12 protein-coding genes, 1 tRNA gene and 2 other RNA genes are annotated in these 16,245 nt (G+C 52.3%); 14 read left to right on the top strand and 1 reads right to left on the bottom strand.

Annotation, left to right across the window (positions count from 1 at the left end):
- Positions 1-122: 122 nt before the first annotated feature.
- The 10 genes from K8W53_RS00975 (at position 123) to K8W53_RS01020 (ending at position 9,247) form a co-directional block, all read left to right on the top strand.
- Positions 123-827: an autotransporter outer membrane beta-barrel domain-containing protein gene (locus K8W53_RS00975; RefSeq protein WP_023225083.1), complete on the top strand. Its 705-nt coding sequence runs from the start codon at positions 123-125 to the stop codon at positions 825-827.
- Between the two features lie 518 nt (positions 828-1,345).
- On the top strand, positions 1,346-1,870 hold the full coding sequence (gene lpfA, locus K8W53_RS00980) for a long polar fimbria major subunit LpfA (RefSeq protein WP_001518613.1): 525 nt from the start codon (positions 1,346-1,348) through the stop codon (positions 1,868-1,870).
- An 84-nt stretch (positions 1,871-1,954) separates the two neighbouring features.
- A complete protein-coding gene (gene lpfB, locus K8W53_RS00985; RefSeq protein ID WP_001082125.1) occupies positions 1,955-2,653 on the top strand; it encodes a long polar fimbrial chaperone LpfB in 699 nt (232 codons plus the stop codon).
- Positions 2,654-2,675: 22 nt separating this feature from the next.
- Positions 2,676-5,204 (top strand): outer membrane usher protein LpfC, encoded by a 2,529-nt coding sequence (gene lpfC / locus K8W53_RS00990; protein ID WP_000220315.1) that lies wholly within the window; start codon positions 2,676-2,678, stop codon positions 5,202-5,204.
- A gap of 17 nt (positions 5,205-5,221) precedes the next feature.
- Positions 5,222-6,301 (top strand): long polar fimbrial protein LpfD, encoded by a 1,080-nt coding sequence (gene lpfD / locus K8W53_RS00995; protein ID WP_023225082.1) that lies wholly within the window; start codon positions 5,222-5,224, stop codon positions 6,299-6,301.
- Positions 6,302-6,306: 5 nt separating this feature from the next.
- Positions 6,307-6,834, top strand: coding sequence for a long polar fimbrial protein LpfE (lpfE, locus tag K8W53_RS01000; protein ID WP_000792959.1), 528 nt, complete (start codon positions 6,307-6,309; stop codon positions 6,832-6,834).
- Positions 6,835-7,051: 217 nt separating this feature from the next.
- Positions 7,052-8,743: a kdo(2)-lipid A phosphoethanolamine 7''-transferase gene (eptB, locus tag K8W53_RS01005; protein ID WP_001269263.1), complete on the top strand. Its 1,692-nt coding sequence runs from the start codon at positions 7,052-7,054 to the stop codon at positions 8,741-8,743.
- A 90-nt stretch (positions 8,744-8,833) separates the two neighbouring features.
- A tRNA-Pro gene (locus K8W53_RS01010) sits at positions 8,834-8,910 on the top strand.
- 34 nt (positions 8,911-8,944) lie between these two features.
- A non-coding RNA gene (locus K8W53_RS01015) (RtT sRNA) lies at positions 8,945-9,078 on the top strand.
- Between the two features lie 35 nt (positions 9,079-9,113).
- A non-coding RNA gene (locus K8W53_RS01020) (RtT sRNA) lies at positions 9,114-9,247 on the top strand.
- Here K8W53_RS01020 and K8W53_RS01025 read toward each other — a convergent pair.
- Entirely contained in the window at positions 9,238-10,245 is a 1,008-nt protein-coding gene (locus tag K8W53_RS01025; RefSeq protein ID WP_023225081.1) for a substrate-binding domain-containing protein, read from the bottom strand. The genes K8W53_RS01020 and K8W53_RS01025 overlap by 10 nt on opposite strands.
- A gap of 149 nt (positions 10,246-10,394) precedes the next feature.
- Here K8W53_RS01025 and K8W53_RS01030 point away from each other — a divergent pair, with 149 nt between their 5' ends.
- The 4 genes from K8W53_RS01030 (at position 10,395) to dppB (ending at position 16,241) form a co-directional block, all read left to right on the top strand.
- Complete coding sequence (locus K8W53_RS01030) at positions 10,395-11,519, top strand: aryl-sulfate sulfotransferase (protein WP_000940825.1); 1,125 nt, start codon at positions 10,395-10,397, stop codon at positions 11,517-11,519.
- Positions 11,520-11,576: 57 nt separating this feature from the next.
- Positions 11,577-12,902: a uracil-xanthine permease family protein gene (locus K8W53_RS01035; protein ID WP_023181748.1), complete on the top strand. Its 1,326-nt coding sequence runs from the start codon at positions 11,577-11,579 to the stop codon at positions 12,900-12,902.
- A gap of 555 nt (positions 12,903-13,457) precedes the next feature.
- Positions 13,458-15,065: a dipeptide ABC transporter periplasmic-binding protein DppA gene (dppA, locus tag K8W53_RS01040; protein WP_000028049.1), complete on the top strand. Its 1,608-nt coding sequence runs from the start codon at positions 13,458-13,460 to the stop codon at positions 15,063-15,065.
- Between the two features lie 156 nt (positions 15,066-15,221).
- Positions 15,222-16,241: a dipeptide ABC transporter permease DppB gene (dppB, locus tag K8W53_RS01045; protein WP_000938843.1), complete on the top strand. Its 1,020-nt coding sequence runs from the start codon at positions 15,222-15,224 to the stop codon at positions 16,239-16,241.
- The last annotated feature ends 4 nt before the right edge of the window (positions 16,242-16,245 follow it).

A 16,245-nucleotide genomic window follows, 5' to 3' on the forward strand; every position in this document is an offset into this window, starting at 1 on the left:
TCCTTCAACCCGCCTTGACGGGCCCGCTAAAAGGACAATAGTTAATACAGGGCTGATGCCCGACATCCTTCATTCAATGACAATAATATCGCCGAATTCGGCTCTACTCTGGAGTCGCGTTGATGATTGTAAGAAAACGCCGTGGTCGCCGGACATTGCGTTGTCTGGCGGGCCTTATGGCCTGCTCGTTTTTTATCAATACCACGTATGCCTGGCAACAAGAATATATCGCTGAAGCGGCTCCGGGGCATACGACGGAACGCTATACCTGGGACAGCGATCACCAACCGAATTACAACGACATACTGGCCGAACGTATTCAGTCTACGCAAAATACGGTGGGTCCGGTGCTTAGCCTGGCGGATGAAACCCCGCTTGATGCGACCAGCGGTATCATTATGGGCTGGAATTTTCCGCTTTCCCGACGCGTGACCACTGGGCCGGTCGCGGCGCTGCATTACGACGGTTCGACGTCATCAATGTATAACGAATATGGCGATAGCGCGACGACATTAGCACTTACCGATCCGTTATGGCACGCCAGCGTCAGTACGTTAGGCTGGCGGGTAAACTCGCAGTTCGGCGATGTCCGTCCCTGGGCGCAAATCAGCTATAACCAACAGTTTGGGGAAAATATCTGGAAAGCGCAGTCCGGGTTGAGTCGTATGACCGCAGGAAATCAGGCGGGAAACTGGCTGGATGTCACCGTAGGCGCGGACGTGTTACTTAACCCGCACATGGCGGCGTATGCGGCGTTTTCCCAGGCGGAAAATAGCGCTACGGATAGCGATTATTTGTATACCCTGGGGGTGAGCGCCAGGTTTTAACTTAAAAACTACCATCGAAACGCTGTGATAACAGATCTTGTGGCGGAAGTAGGGTGCTAACCTTCTGCGTTATCTTTGCGCTGTTAATCATCTCGCTGGCAGTTTCCACCACTATTCGCCAGCCGCAGCGGGAGAGGGTTAGCGAAGCGTCTGCGTAACACATGCAACACCAGGCGTACAGCGCACCCATTTGGTGCTCTTTATTTTTATTTAGCACAAATACCTAATCAATTGGAGTTAAAAAAACGTCTAATAAATAAGGAATGCATTTAACTTATTTATGAATCAGAAGAAATAATATATTATTTATATTAATTTATTCTTAATAAAAATTTACATTTATGTACGTTACATTTGTAACATATTGATTTCTATTTTTTTTAAGCTTAACTAAAAAATATTTTTATATATACTAATTATAGTATCTAATACCCATCTCTATACACTCCATTTCCTCACAGAATGCAGATAACCCTAAGGATGCGTTCTGTTATCTACCGTCATAAATGGAGTTTTTAATGAAAAAAGTTGTTTTTGCTCTGTCTGCTCTCGCTGTAGTTTCCACTTCTGCTTTCGCTGCTGAATCTGGTGACGGCACCATTAAATTCACCGGTGAAATCGTTGACGCGCCATGCGTCGTTTCTACTGACTCTCAGAACCAGGAAGTTGTGCTGGGTCAGGTTAAGAAAAATATCTTCAAAGCCATTGGCGATAAATCTGTTTCCAAGCCTTTCCAAATCAAACTGGAAGACTGTGACATCACCTCTCAAACCAAAGTTAACGTGAGCTTCGCTGGCGTTGGAGATGCAGACGACGCGACACTGGTTTCTGTTAACACTGAAGCAGGTGCGGCAACTGGCGTGGGCATCGGTATCTACGACAACGCTAACAAGCTTGTTGAAATGAACACCGGTAAATCCACCACTACGCTGGCTGCTGGTCAGACCGTGCTGTACTACACCGCTAACTACGTTGCAACAAAAGATACTGTAACCACTGGTTACGGTAACGCAGAAGTGGACTTCAACCTGTCCTACGAATAATCGAATTTTCGTTAATACAGTCAATCATAATGGCAACGGAAATCCCGTTGCCATTTTTTCCAGCGGAGGCTCAGGAAGAGAATCATGAACCGCTCACGTTTGATATCTTGCACAGCACTGGTGCTGGCGCTGATTGCTCAAAACAGTTTTGCCGGTGGCGTGGCATTAAGCAGCACACGTGTTATTTATGACGGTAGTAGAAAGGAAGCTTCTCTTACGGTAAATAATAAAAGCACCACGGATGAATTTCTCATTCAGTCATGGATTGATGATGCTAACGGTAATAAAAAGACGCCCTTTATTATCACTCCGCCGTTATTTAAATTAAGCCCGACTAAAAATAACGTTTTACGTATTGTTAATACGACGAGCACGTTACCGCAGGATCGCGAGTCCGTTTATTGGATTAACGTAAAAGCTATTCCTGCCAAAAGTGAAGACGCGGAAGCTAAAAACGTACTGCAGATCGCCGTACGTACCCGCTTAAAACTGTTCTATCGTCCGGCGGGCCTGAAAGGCAATAGCATGGACGGCTGGAACAAACTGCAGTTCACCAGCGCAGGGGCTAACCAGATCAAAGTGGAAAACCCATCTGCCTTTAACCTGACGTTTAATAAATTTTATGCCAACGGCCGTGATATTGAAAAAACGGGAATGGTTCCGGCAAAAGGCTCATTGAATATTGAACTGCCAGCCGGCACCGGCAAGGTAAGCGAAGTTAAATACAACATTATTAATGACTTTGGCACGGCTGGCGACATGTTGACACAGCGCGTTAACTAACACGTTTTAAAGGATTATTACTATGACATGGACGCATCTTCCTCTGGGCAATAAGACCTCGCGTTTTACGCAGTCTGCGCTTGCGCTGATGATAGCGAGTACGCTCCCCGCGTATGCGGGAACATTTAACCCGCGCTTTCTGGAGGATGTGCCGGGTATTGATCAGCACGTTGACCTTTCAATGTATGAATCCAATAAAGCTGAACACCTGCCAGGTAAATACCGCGTCTCGGTGGTGGTCAACGAAAAAAAAATGGAGTCTCGCACCCTGGAGTTTAAGGCAGCGACAGAGGCGCAGCGCGCAAAAATGGGTGAATCCCTGGTGCCGTGCTTAAGCCGCGTGCAGCTTGAAGATATGGGCGTGCGTATTGATAGCTTCCCGGCGCTGAAAATGGCCCCGCCTGAAGCCTGTGTTGCTTTTGACGACATTATTCCCCAGGCCGCCAGCCATTTCGATTTTGCAGACCAGACCCTGATCATGAGCTTCCCGCAGGCTGCGATGAAGCAGACAGCGCGCGGTACGGTGCCAGAATCGCAGTGGGACGAAGGGGTGAATGCCCTGCTGGTGGATTATAACTTCTCCGGCAGCAACGCCAGCTATGACGCGCACGACAGTGATACCAACTACAACAGCGACAGCTACTATCTGAACCTGCGCAGCGGTATGAACCTGGGGGCATGGCGATTACGTAACTATAGTACCTGGACGCGAAACGACGGTAACAACACATGGGATAACATTGGCACATCCCTAAGCCGCGCCATTGTGCCGCTGAAATCACAGCTGACGTTGGGGGATACCTCCACCGCCGGTGATATTTTTGACAGCGTTCAGATGCGCGGGGTGCAGTTAACTTCCGACGAAGAGATGCTGCCTGACAGCCAGCGCGGGTTTGCGCCCGTCATCCGGGGTATTGCCAAAAGTAACGCCGAAGTCACCGTTGAGCAGAACAACTACGTTATTTACCGTACGTTTGTTCAGCCGGGTGCGTTTGAAATTAACGACCTGTATCCAACCTCAAACAGCGGCGACCTGACGGTCACCATTAAAGAATCGGACGGCAGTGAGCAGAAGTTCGTTCAGCCGTTCTCCTCGGTGGCGCTCCTCCAGCGTGAAGGCCATCTCAAGTACAGCCTTTCCGCCGGGGAATACCGTGCCGGGAACTATAACAGCGCCGAGCCGAAATTCGGGCAGCTTGATGCCATGTACGGCCTGCCGTATGGCTTTACCGTTTATGGTGGTGCGATCTTCTCTGACGACTATTACTCGCTGGCGGGAGGATTAGGTAAAAACTTCGGCTATATCGGCGCGATCTCCATCGATGTAACCCAGGCAAAAAGCAAGCTGGCAAATGAGGAGAATTCGGAAGGTCAGTCTTATCGTTTCCTCTACTCCAAGAGCTTTAACAGCGGTACCGATTTCCGTCTGCTGGGTTACAAGTATTCGACCAGCGGCTATTACACCTTCCAGGAAGCGACGGATGTGCGCAGCGATGCGGACAGCTCTTATAGCCAGTACCACAAACGTAGTCAGATTCAGGGCAACGTGACGCAGCAACTGGGCGCCTGGGGCTCGGTCTATTTTAACGTCACGCAGCAGGACTACTGGAATGATGAAGGTAAACAGCGTTCGCTGAATGCCGGTTATAACGGCCGTATTGGCCGCGTGAACTACAGCATTGCTTACACCTGGACGAAAAGCCCGGAGTGGGATGAGAGCGATCGTTTACTGTCATTCTCCATGTCGATTCCACTGGGACGCGTGTGGAGTAACTACCACCTTACGACCGATCAGCATGGCCGAACCAACCAGCAGTTAGGGGTGAGCGGCACCGCGCTGGAAGACCACAACCTGAACTATAGCGTGCAGGAAGGCTACGGCAGCAACGGCGTGGGTAACAGCGGCAGCGTGAACCTGGATTACCAGGGCGGCGTGGGTAGCGCCAGCCTGGGTTACAACTACAACCGTGACGGCCAGCAGGTGAACTACGGTTTGCGCGGCGGTGTAATAGCCCATAGCGAAGGCATCACTCTTTCTCAACCGCTGGGTGAATCTATGGCCATTATCTCCGCACCGGGGGCGCGCGGCGCGCACGTGATCAACAACGGTGGTGTGGAAGTGGACTGGATGGGTAATGCGGTCGTGCCTTATCTCACTCCGTACCGTGAAACGGAAGTCTCACTGCGAAGCGACAGCCTGAACAACCAGGTTGACCTGGATACCGCCTCCGTCAACGTAGTGCCGACGCGCGGCGCGATTGTTCGTGCCCGCTTCGATACCCGAGTGGGCTATCGCGTGCTGATGAACCTGACGCAGGCCAATGGCAAAGCGGTGCCGTTTGGTGCTACCGCCACGCTGCTGGATACCACAAAAGAGTCCAGCAGTATCGTGGGTGAAGACGGTCAGCTTTATATCAGCGGGATGCCGGAGAAAGGTGCCCTTCAGGTGAACTGGGGTAAAGACCAGGCACAGCAATGCCGCGTGGCGTTTACGCTGCCGGAACAACAGGATAATACCGGCGTGGTGATGGCGAATGCCGTCTGCCGGTAACAGGGAAGGAAACGATTATGTTGAAAAAGTTGATAATGTTTACGGGCCTGTTGGGCGGGTCGGCGCTGTTTTCGGGGCAGGCGCTGGCAGCGGCAGATTTTGGACCATGTACTCCTGAAGGTGGAACCCATATCTTCAGTGCCACCATAAATAAAACAGTTTCAGATACGTCAAAGAACACAACGGGTGCGACCTTCGTAGATTTCGATAGCTGGAATTTAGGTGGAGCCTATGCGATGTCCTGTGAATGCCCTGATGATACCTCTCTTATAAATGACACCTTATTTAAGGCTGTGGTTCCTCTAGCCTTTGTTACGAATATAGAGAGTCGCTCCTATTACCAGATTAATAATAATATCGCCATTGCGAGCGATGTACTGATTTCGGGGGGGCGAGGAGAATACGTTAACACACCGTTTGAGAATGTAGGTAACCTGACAAACAACCGCTCTCAGTGTTCGCAAAATGCAAGTAGTAAAGATGCCGTGTGGGGATCCGGTGGCAAAGGTCACTTATCGCTCTATATTCTCCATCCGTTTGTGGGTGAAAGTATTATACCTAGCACCAAAATAATGGACCTTTTTGTGACAAAGAAACCCAGTGTATATGGCAGCATACCTGCGTCGTCTGTATATATCAGTGGTTCAATTACGGTACCTCAGGGCTGTGAACTCTCCAGCGGCAGCACGCTGGAAATTCCGTTTGGGGAATTTAAGGCCAGTGATTTTAAAGATCGCAAAGGACAAGTTGCAAAGAACGCCACGAAATTCACCAAAGAGCTGCAGTTTAAATGCACCAATATTTCCGATGGCGTAAAGATCTTCCTGCGTATTGAGGGAATGCCAAACGCCAATGATTCGAATGCCATCGACATGGGCAACCCGGATATCGGTGCCATCATTGAGGGTGCTAACGGTAAAATTTTGGTGCCAAATGACGCCAGTGTTAATCAGGAGCTGAGCGTATCGGGTCTTGTTGACGACACGCACCGTACCGCCTCAACGACCATTTCGGCTTACCCCATCAGTACCACCGGCAAATTGCCGGCCGCCGGGGATTTCGAGGGAATTGCCACCATGCGTATTGATGTGGAGTAAGCAGGATGAAAAACCTTCATGCTTTGATGCCAGCGTGTTTACTGCTTACCACTTCCGCGATGGCGGCACCGTCGAATATCGGTTCTGCTGGTGATATCCACTTTACCATTACTATTAAGGCGGCTACCTGTGAACTGGAAAACGACAGTATCGACGTCAATATGGAGACTGTGGTGCTTCAGCGCCCGGTAAAAGTGGGTAAAGAGCTGAACCAGAAAAACTTTAGCATCGGCTTAAAAGATTGCGCGTATGCCACAAAGGCCAGCGTTACGATGGACGGTTCTCCAGACCCGACTGACCCCTCGCTTTTTGCCCTGGATAGCGGCGGCGCGACGGGCGTGGCGTTAAAAATTAAAACATCTGGTGGGGAGCAACAATACCCCTCCAGTACCGACTCTACGCCCGTAGAACACACCGTCTGGTTTGATGGTACTAACAAGCTGAACTATATCGCCAGCTATGTGCCTGTTAAGCCGGATGCCACCGTTGGCCCAGCGAATGCGACGGTGAATTTTAGCGTCACATACGAATAATCACTGAGGGCCAGTTCGCTGGCCCTTTTCCATTTTTAGTGATTTTTTGTAAAAATCTTCTCCGATCACACTCTCCGTTGCCACTTTCCCCTCTGCTTGTGGTCTACTTAACCGTGCTTGTAGACTTTCTTACATCTGCGTTAGCCGCATATTTACCTGTTTGATTAAAGAATCGTTGTACAGGTCGTTTTTATCCCGATTCCCAGGGTTTGTTTGCATGAGATACATTAAATCGATGACGCAACAGAAACTTAGTTTCTTGCTTGCGCTCTATATCGGTCTGTTTATGAATTGCGCCGTGTTTTACCGCCGTTTCGGCAGTTATGCGCAAGAATTTACCATTTGGAAAGGCCTCTCCGCAGTTGTCGAACTTGGCGCCACGGTGCTGGTCACTTTCTTCTTACTTCGTCTTCTTTCACTGTTTGGCCGACGCGTCTGGCGCGTGCTGGCCACGCTGGTGGTGCTGTTTTCCGCTGGCGCCAGTTATTACATGACCTTCCTGAACGTGGTGATTGGCTACGGCATTATTGCGTCTGTTATGACCACCGATATCGATCTCTCGAAAGAGGTGGTGGGGCTGCACTTCGTATTGTGGCTGATTGCCGTGAGCGTGCTTCCGCTCATCTTTATCTGGAGTAACCACTGTCGCTACACGTTGTTGCGCCAGCTACGTACGCCGGGGCAGCGTTTTCGCAGCGCCGCTGTAGTGGTACTCGCAGGCGTAATGGTGTGGGCGCCTATCCGCCTGCTGGATGTCCAGCAAAAAAAGGTTGAACGGGCGACAGGTATCGACTTACCCAGCTATGGCGGCGTGGTGGCGAACTCCTATCTGCCTTCAAACTGGTTATCTGCGTTAGGGCTGTATGCCTGGGCGCAGGTAGATGAGTCGTCGGACAATAATTCGTTAATAAACCCGGCCAGGAAATTTACCTATGTTGCGCCGAAGGATGGGGATGACACCTACGTCGTTTTCATTATCGGTGAGACGACCCGTTGGGATCACATGGGGATTTTCGGCTACGAGCGTAATACCACGCCGAAACTGGCGCAGGAAAAAAATCTGGCGGCGTTCCGCGGCTATTCCTGCGATACCGCGACGAAGCTTTCTTTACGCTGTATGTTTGTACGGGAAGGTGGGGCGGATAATAACCCGCAGCGTACCTTAAAAGAGCAGAATGTTTTTGCCGTACTCAAACAGCTCGGATTCAGTTCCGATCTGTACGCCATGCAGAGCGAGATGTGGTTCTATAGCAATACCATGGCGGATAATATCTCCTACCGCGAGCAGATCGGCGCCGAGCCGCGTAACCGTGGTAAAACGGTTGATGACATGCTGTTGATTGATGAGATGCAGAACTCGCTTGCCCAGAACCCGGAGGGTAAGCATCTGATTATCCTGCATACTAAGGGGTCGCATTTTAACTATACGCAACGTTATCCGCGCAGCTACGCTCAGTGGAAGCCCGAATGTATTGGGGTCGATAGCGGCTGCACGAAAGCGCAGATGATCAACTCTTACGATAACTCCGTGACCTATGTGGATCACTTTATTACCAGTGTGTTCGATCAGCTACGTGATAAAAAAGCGATTGTGTTCTACGCGGCTGACCACGGCGAGTCGATTAACGAACGCGAACATTTGCACGGTACGCCGCGCAATATGGCGCCGCCGGAGCAATTCCGCGTTCCGATGCTGGTATGGATGTCGGATAAATATCTTGCCAGTCCGCAACATGCGCAGATGTTCGCTCACCTGAAACAGCAGGCGGAGATCAAAGTGCCGCGTCGTCATGTGGAGCTGTACGATACGATAATGGGCTGCCTGGGGTATACATCGCCGGATGGCGGCATTAACCAGAACAACAACTGGTGCCATATTCCTGATGCGCAGAAAGTCGCCGCGAAGTAGGTTGTCTGCCGACTTTCTCGCCGATTGAATTGTATTTTGCGACTAAGGGATTGACGGGCGTGCGCCTGAGCAGTAAGATGCGCCCGCATTCGGTGATTGGCGCAGCCTGGTAGCGCACTTCGTTCGGGACGAAGGGGTCGGAGGTTCGAATCCTCTATCACCGACCAAATTCAGAAACCCTGCTCAACGAGCAGGGTTTTTTGTATCGGAAGCCTGACGAGGATGAGAACCTCCGGGGGCAAGAGGTTCGACCCGAGCGAAGCGAGAGAACGTTGCTTCAGCAACGGCCCGCAGGGCGAGCCACGCAGTGGCGAGTCATCCTCTATCACCGACCAAATTCAGAAACCCTGCTCAGCGAGCAGGGTTTTTTTGTATCTGAAGCCTGACGAGGATGAGAACCTCCGGGGGCAAGAGGTTCGACCCGAGCGAAGCGAGAGAACGTTGCGTCAGCAACAGCCCGCAGGGCGAGCCACGCAGTGGCGAGTCATCCTCTATCACCGACAGGTTGACGCTCGCACCACCAGCTCAGGCATGATCCCGTCGCTGTGACTGACCTTCTTGCCCGCCAGCAAATCAAATAATAGTGTGATTGCCTGTCGCGCCACCTCATCAAGATGCATATTCACTGCCGTCAGCGGCGGCAGCGATTCGCGCGCGCGGATACCGTCATAGCGGGTGACCACGCGCATCCGCTCCGGGATAGCGACTGCCTGTTCCTGAAAAGCGCGTACCGCGCCGCTGGCAAAGGTATCGATCAGCACCAGCACGCCGTCAACGTTGGGATGTGCCTGTAATAGCTGCTGCGCGGCCTGGTAGCCGGCATTTTCACCCTCGCTTTCATTGAGAGAGTAGACGACGGGGGCCTGGCGCCCCGCGCACCAGCGCTGGTAAGCCGCTTCGCTCTCCAGAACTGATGTTCGCCGTGTGTTACCGACAAATAACGCACATTTTCTGGCGCCGGAGGCCTCCAGATGCGTTAGCAGAAGCTGTGCTGTTGCCGCCGAGTGCAGCTCAACCCACGGCACAGGCGTGTCGGTCCCCGGCGTGCGGCCAATGGTGACGCAGGGAATGCCCGCTTGCGCCAGCGCCTGGAGCTGCGGGTCGTTCTCCGCCGGCTCAATCAGGATCGCCGCGTCAAAGCTGACGGCATCCAGTGGATTTGCCCCCGGCGGCACCAGAATCAGCGCATGCTGCTTTTCCAGCGCCATCATCGCGGACGTTAACGCCACCTCCATCATAAATCCCAGTCGTGATGCGCCGGAGGCAATCGCCAGCGGCACCGAAGAGAGCAAGGCAATGGTATTGGTTTTGCCGGTTCGTAACTGGCGGGCGCGAATATTCGGCGTGTAGTTGAGCGCAACAATGGCCTCTTCAATACGCCGTCGCGTCTGCGGCTCGACAAAGCGGGTGTTGTGCAAGGCATTGGATACCGTCCCTGGCGACACGCCTGCATGGCGGGCAACATCAATCAACTTTGCGCGTTTTTTATTTTGAACAGCCATCTGCTTCCTGACCTGCGAAAATTTGCGCACAGGGTAGCATATTTACCAGACGGTAACGTTTGCTTTTTTTCAGTGAGGATCGTAAAAAACTCTTCATTAAAACGTTTTAATGGGGTATTTTGGCGCAAATTTATTCCTCAGGAGGCGATGTGGCACACTTAACTCAGGACTCGACTTTTACCCTTGGACGCCGTCCGGCGGGCCTTATCTACGCTGATAAGGCGAAGAGCTTTGGCGGCTATACGCTTTTTGCGCCGCAAACCGCCGAAGGGCGGGTTTACCTGGTGGACGAGCAGGGCGAAGTCGCGCATCAGTGGCAGCTTCCGGTTCGCGCCGGGCGTGATGCGGTGCTGCTGCCGAACGGTAATCTGGGTTATAACGGCAGCCACCGCACTTCAGCGAACCTCTATCCGGCGTGGGATCTCTGGCACGGCGGCGACTTCTACGAAGTGACGCCGGATAACGAAATCGTCTGGCATTACGAAGATATTTACCATCACCATGATGCGCAATGGTTGGCGAACGGTAATCTGCTGTATACCGCCGCGTCGCCGTTACCTGCCGATATCGCCGCCCGTGTTACCGGCGGCGACCCGCGCCGCGATGCGCCGGACGGTGTGATTCAGAGCGACGTCGTCAAAGAGGTCAATCGCGACGGTGAAGTGGTCTGGGAATGGCGTGCCTGGGAGCATTTGAATCCGGAAGATTTCCCGATTCATGATATTTTCGACCGCCGCCACTGGCCGATGATTAACGGCCTGTCCGTCACCCGTGATGGCCTGGTACTGATGAGCCTGCGTACCACTTCCGGCGTTATTGCCGTGGATAAAGAGAGCGGGAAGGTTATCTGGCATGCAGGGCCGGAAGTCGTAGCGCAGCAGCACACGCCGGTTGAGATGGAGAACGGGTCGATTCTGGTTTTCGATAACGGCAACCTGCGTCCCGGCGTCACCTCGCCGCATTCCACGGTGCTGGAGTTCGATCCGCAGACCAAAGCGATTACCTGGCAGTATCGCGATATCTTCCCGCCGGCGTTTTTCTCGCCGTATATGGGGAGCGCGCAGCGGCTGGCGAACGGCAACACCTTTATCTGTGAATCGGCGTTTGGCCGCCTGTTTGAAGTCACCCCCGAAGGCGAAACGGTATGGGAATATATCATTCCGTTCTTTAATGAATATCCGGAGCACCTCAGTAAAGGCATTATTCCTGGAAAACAGAACAGCGCCTTCCGTGCGCATCGCTATGCCGCTGATGCCATTAGTTGGTTGAAATAATACAGACCGCCAGCCCGCGCTGGCGGTTATTTTTTTGATGTTTTATGGGAGTTAATCATGCCGCAACCTGGCCTTACTACGCCGGATAACGATGCATTACCCTGGCAAACCACCTTACTTTTGGCGCTTCAGCATGTGCTGGTCGTTGCCGCCACCCCCATTACCTCCGTCTTTCTGATCGCCAAAGCGCTCCACTTTACCGATACGGTGACCGCCTCGGTACTTAGCGCGACCTTTCTGATGTGCGGTCTGGGCGCTATTCTGCAAAGCCTGGGTGTGAAAGGGGTGGGCGCGCGTTTGCCGTTTATTATGGTACCGGGGGGCGCGCCGATTGCGATTTTCGTTGCGATCGCTTTACAGACCAATATCCAGACCGCGATTGGCGCCGTAATTCTGACCTCGCTGTTCTACTTTATCGCGTTGCCGATTTTCCGCCGCTGCCTGCACCATTTTCCCCCCTTTATCATTGGCATCATGCTGCTAATGGTGTCGATTAACCTTATTCGCCTGTACGGCGGGCTGATCATTGGCCAGCCAGGGAGCGCCGACTTCGCTCATCCAACCAGTATCATTTTATCGCTGGGGACTATCCTGATAACGCTGATTTTCGCGCTGGCGTTTAGCGGTATTTTGCGCCAGCTGGCGGTGATGTTCGGCCTTTTAGCGGGAACGCTGCTGGGAATGGCGCTGGGCAGCACCGATTTTAGCGGTGTTGGTCACGGGCCGCTGTTTAGTTTCCCACAGCTTTTGCCGTTCGGCTGGCCGATTTTTGATCTCTCCGCCTCGCTGCCGTTGCTGATTTACGCGGTCATCTCTATGGCTGAAGCAACCGGGCAAACGATTGCGACCGCGGAAATAGTCAATTCCACGCAAAATGTGCAGCAGGCGATTCCACGCACCATTCGTGGTGATGCGGTAATGTCGCTGCTGGGGGGGATTTTTGGCACCTCCTTAATTATCACCTCCGGCGAAAATATTGGGGTGGTACGCACCACTAATGTGAAATCGCGTTTCGTGACTGCGACTGCCGGAGGATTGTTAATCCTGATTGCCATATTCGCGCCGCTGGTACGTCTGGCGACCTGTCTGCCAGGTTCGGTGGTGTGCGGTACGGCGGTGATTGTCTTCAGCATTATCGGGGTTATCGGTATTGATATGATTGCGCGTGAGCCACTGCATACGCCGGGTAAAACCTACGCGCTGGCGATGGGGCTGGCCATGGGAATGCTACCTATACTGGTACCCGGCCTGTATCAGAATTTCCCGGCGGGCGTACAGATGGTCTTTGGCAACGGCATGGCAGCGGGGACGTTGACGGCGATTCTGGTGAACTCGTTGTTTAACTGGAGCGAAAAGCGCACGCAGGCCAGGGTCAAAAGTTAGTTTTTGTGATCGCGGTAGGCCGCACGACGGCCTACTTATTTACAATTTTGTGACATATTCGATGGTGTTTTTCAATGTCCGGATAACTCTTTTTTGCACACGGCTTATGGATAACCTCAGCATTTTCGCCTGTGCGTTTTAGCGTTAGTGGTATTAATCGCTCAGATAATCAACATATCGAAAGAAATTTTTCAATTAATGTCTAATTGTTAATCACTAACTGTTGCAAAATATTAAGTGAATAACTCTGCCTTTCTGCCCATAGCACAAATTTCCCTGCTGAAAATACCCTTCTGAACTTTTTTTAATCTTTGTTTGTTAATTCTCACCGTTGTTGTAAAAGCTGGTTACCTGTATTGACGTTTTGACATTCTATTGACAGATTGTAGGGAATGAGGGGCATTTTATGGAGAATCCGCACTGCAACTCAGTCGATTATGCGAACGGAATCCCCACCTCTCACTACTGACCTGACCAGGTAAAAAACAAAAAAGGCCGGGCGGTAAAAGCCTTTGCAAAGGGCAAAACAACATACATCACAATTGGAGCAGAAGAATGAGTATTTCCTTGAAGAAGTCAGGGATGCTGAAGCTTGGTTTGAGCCTGGTGGCCATGACCGTTGCAGCAAGCGTGCAGGCCAAAACCCTGGTTTATTGTTCAGAAGGCTCGCCGGAAGGCTTTAACCCACAGCTCTTTACGTCTGGCACCACCTATGATGCCAGCTCCGTACCTATCTATAACCGTCTGGTTGAATTCAAAACCGGCACCACGGAAGTGATCCCGGGTCTTGCTGAGAAGTGGGATATCAGCGAAGACGGTAAAACCTATACGTTCCACCTACGTAAAGGGGTGAAATGGCAATCCAGCAAGGATTTCAAACCCACGCGCGAGCTGAACGCCGATGATGTCGTGTTCTCTTTTGACCGGCAGAAAAACGAGCAAAACCCGTACCATAAAGTGTCTGGCGGCAGCTATGAATACTTTGAAGGCATGGGGCTGCCGGATCTGATTAGCGAAGTGAAGAAGGTAGACGATCACACGGTGCAGTTTGTGCTGACGCGTCCGGAAGCGCCGTTCCTTGCCGATTTAGCCATGGACTTCGCCTCTATTCTTTCCAAAGAATATGCTGACAACATGCTGAAAGCCGGTACGCCGGAAAAAGTGGATCTGAACCCGGTCGGCACTGGCCCGTTCCAACTGGTGCAATATCAGAAAGACTCCCGCATTCTCTACAAAGCCTTTGACGGCTACTGGGGCACGAAGCCGCAGATCGACCGTCTGGTCTTCTCCATCACCCCTGACGCCTCTGTGCGTTACGCCAAACTGCAGAAGAACGAATGTCAGGTGATGCCGTATCCGAACCCGGCGGATATTGCGCGCATGAAAGAAGATAAAAACATCAACCTGATGGAGCAGGCCGGTCTGAACGTGGGTTATCTCTCCTACAACGTACAGAAAAAACCGCTGGATAACGTCAAAGTTCGCCAGGCGTTGACCTATGCCGTGAATAAAGAGGCCATCATCAAAGCCGTTTATCAGGGCGCGGGCGTTGCGGCGAAAAACCTGATCCCGCCGACAATGTGGGGCTACAACGACGATATTAAAGACTACGGCTACGATCCGGAAAAAGCCAAGGCGCTGCTGAAAGAAGCCGGCCTGGAAAAAGGCTTCACCATCGATCTGTGGGCGATGCCGGTACAGCGTCCCTATAACCCGAATGCGCGTCGTATGGCGGAAATGATCCAGGCGGACTGGGCGAAGATTGGCGTTCAGGCCAAAATTGTCACCTATGAATGGGGCGAATACCTCAAGCGCGCTAAAGATGGCGAGCACCAGACGGTGATGATGGGCTGGACCGGCGATAATGGCGATCCGGATAACTTCTTCGCCACGCTGTTCAGCTGCGATGCCGCCCAGCAAGGCTCCAACTATTCAAAATGGTGTTATAAGCCGTTTGAAGACCTGATTCAGCCTGCGCGTGCGACCGATGACCACAACAAGCGTATTGAGCTCTATAAACAGGCCCAGGTTGTGATGCATGACCAGGCGCCAGCGCTGATCATCGCTCACTCCACGGTTTATGAGCCAGTGCGTAAAGAAGTTAAAGGCTATGTGGTTGATCCATTAGGCAAACATCACTTCGAAAACGTCTCTGTCGAATAATTAAAAGAGCGCTGCGCCCCGGTGTTGTGTAGGCCGGATAAGCGCAGCGCCATCCGGCGTAATGCTTTATCCGCGATGCAGTTTGCGTGGGATAAGATTTGTGAGCAATACAGACTCACGGTTCCAGGCCGTGGGTCATGAGAGAGAATTCGGGTTATGTTGCAGTTCATTCTCCGACGTTTGGGACTCGTTATCCCGACGTTTATCGGTATTACCCTTCTCACCTTTGCCTTTGTCCACATGATCCCCGGCGATCCGGTGATGATCATGGCGGGTGAGCGAGGTATTTCCCCTGAGCGTCATGCTCAACTGCTGGCTGAACTCGGTCTTGATAAACCGATGTGGCAGCAGTACCTCCATTATATCTGGGGGGTGATGCATGGCGATTTAGGCATCTCGCTGAAAAGCCGAATCCCTGTGTGGGACGAGTTCGTACCTCGCTTTAAAGCGACGCTGGAACTTGGCGTCTGCGCCATGATTTTTGCCGTCGCCGTGGGGATTCCGGTGGGCGTGCTGGCCGCAGTGAAGCGCGGTTCTATCTTCGATCACACTGCTGTTGGCCTGGCGCTGACCGGTTACTCTATGCCTATCTTCTGGTGGGGCATGATGCTGATCATGCTGGTCTCCGTCCACTGGAACCTGACGCCGGTTTCCGGGCGCGTGAGCGATATGGTGTTCCTTGATGATACCAATCCGTTGACGGGCTTTATGCTGATCGACACCGCTATCTGGGGCGAAGAGGGTAACTTTATTGATGCGCTGGCGCATATGATCCTGCCTGCGATGGTGCTCGGCACAATCCCGCTGGCCGTCATTGTGCGTATGACCCGTTCGTCGATGCTGGAAGTGCTGGGGGAGGATTACATCCGTACCGCACGCGCCAAAGGGTTGACCAGGATGCGCGTCATTATCGTCCATGCTCTGCGTAACGCCATGCTGCCAGTCGTCACCGTGATCGGCCTGCAGGTCGGGACGCTGCTGGCAGGCGCGATTCTGACAGAAACTATCTTCTCGTGGCCCGGTCTGGGGCGCTGGCTGATCGATGCGCTGCAACGCCGCGATTATCCGGTAGTGCAGGGCGGCGTGTTACTGGTAGCGACGATGATTATTCTCGTCAACCTGCTGGTAGACCTGCTGTACGGCGTGGTGAACCCGCGTATTCGGCATAAGAAGTAAGGGG

This window comes from Salmonella sp. A29-2, from assembly GCF_020150755.1.
In the GTDB taxonomy this organism is placed as follows: Bacteria; Pseudomonadota; Gammaproteobacteria; order Enterobacterales; family Enterobacteriaceae; genus Salmonella; species Salmonella enterica.

Bases quoted from the DNA above. Each gene is read 5' to 3' on its own strand.
- K8W53_RS01025 (WP_023225081.1), bottom strand. From the start codon at position 10,245: ATGGCTGTTCAAAATAAAAAACGCGCAAAGTTGATTGATGTTGCCCGC.
- lpfC (WP_000220315.1), top strand. From the start codon at position 2,676: ATGACATGGACGCATCTTCCTCTGGGCAATAAGACCTCGCGTTTTACG.
- lpfE (WP_000792959.1), top strand. From the start codon at position 6,307: ATGAAAAACCTTCATGCTTTGATGCCAGCGTGTTTACTGCTTACCACT.
- dppA (WP_000028049.1), top strand. From the start codon at position 13,458: ATGAGTATTTCCTTGAAGAAGTCAGGGATGCTGAAGCTTGGTTTGAGC.
- lpfB (WP_001082125.1), top strand. From the start codon at position 1,955: ATGAACCGCTCACGTTTGATATCTTGCACAGCACTGGTGCTGGCGCTG.
- dppB (WP_000938843.1), top strand. From the start codon at position 15,222: ATGTTGCAGTTCATTCTCCGACGTTTGGGACTCGTTATCCCGACGTTT.
- lpfA (WP_001518613.1), top strand. From the start codon at position 1,346: ATGAAAAAAGTTGTTTTTGCTCTGTCTGCTCTCGCTGTAGTTTCCACT.
- K8W53_RS01035 (WP_023181748.1), top strand. From the start codon at position 11,577: ATGCCGCAACCTGGCCTTACTACGCCGGATAACGATGCATTACCCTGG.
- lpfD (WP_023225082.1), top strand. From the start codon at position 5,222: ATGTTGAAAAAGTTGATAATGTTTACGGGCCTGTTGGGCGGGTCGGCG.
- eptB (WP_001269263.1), top strand. From the start codon at position 7,052: ATGAGATACATTAAATCGATGACGCAACAGAAACTTAGTTTCTTGCTT.
- K8W53_RS00975 (WP_023225083.1), top strand. From the start codon at position 123: ATGATTGTAAGAAAACGCCGTGGTCGCCGGACATTGCGTTGTCTGGCG.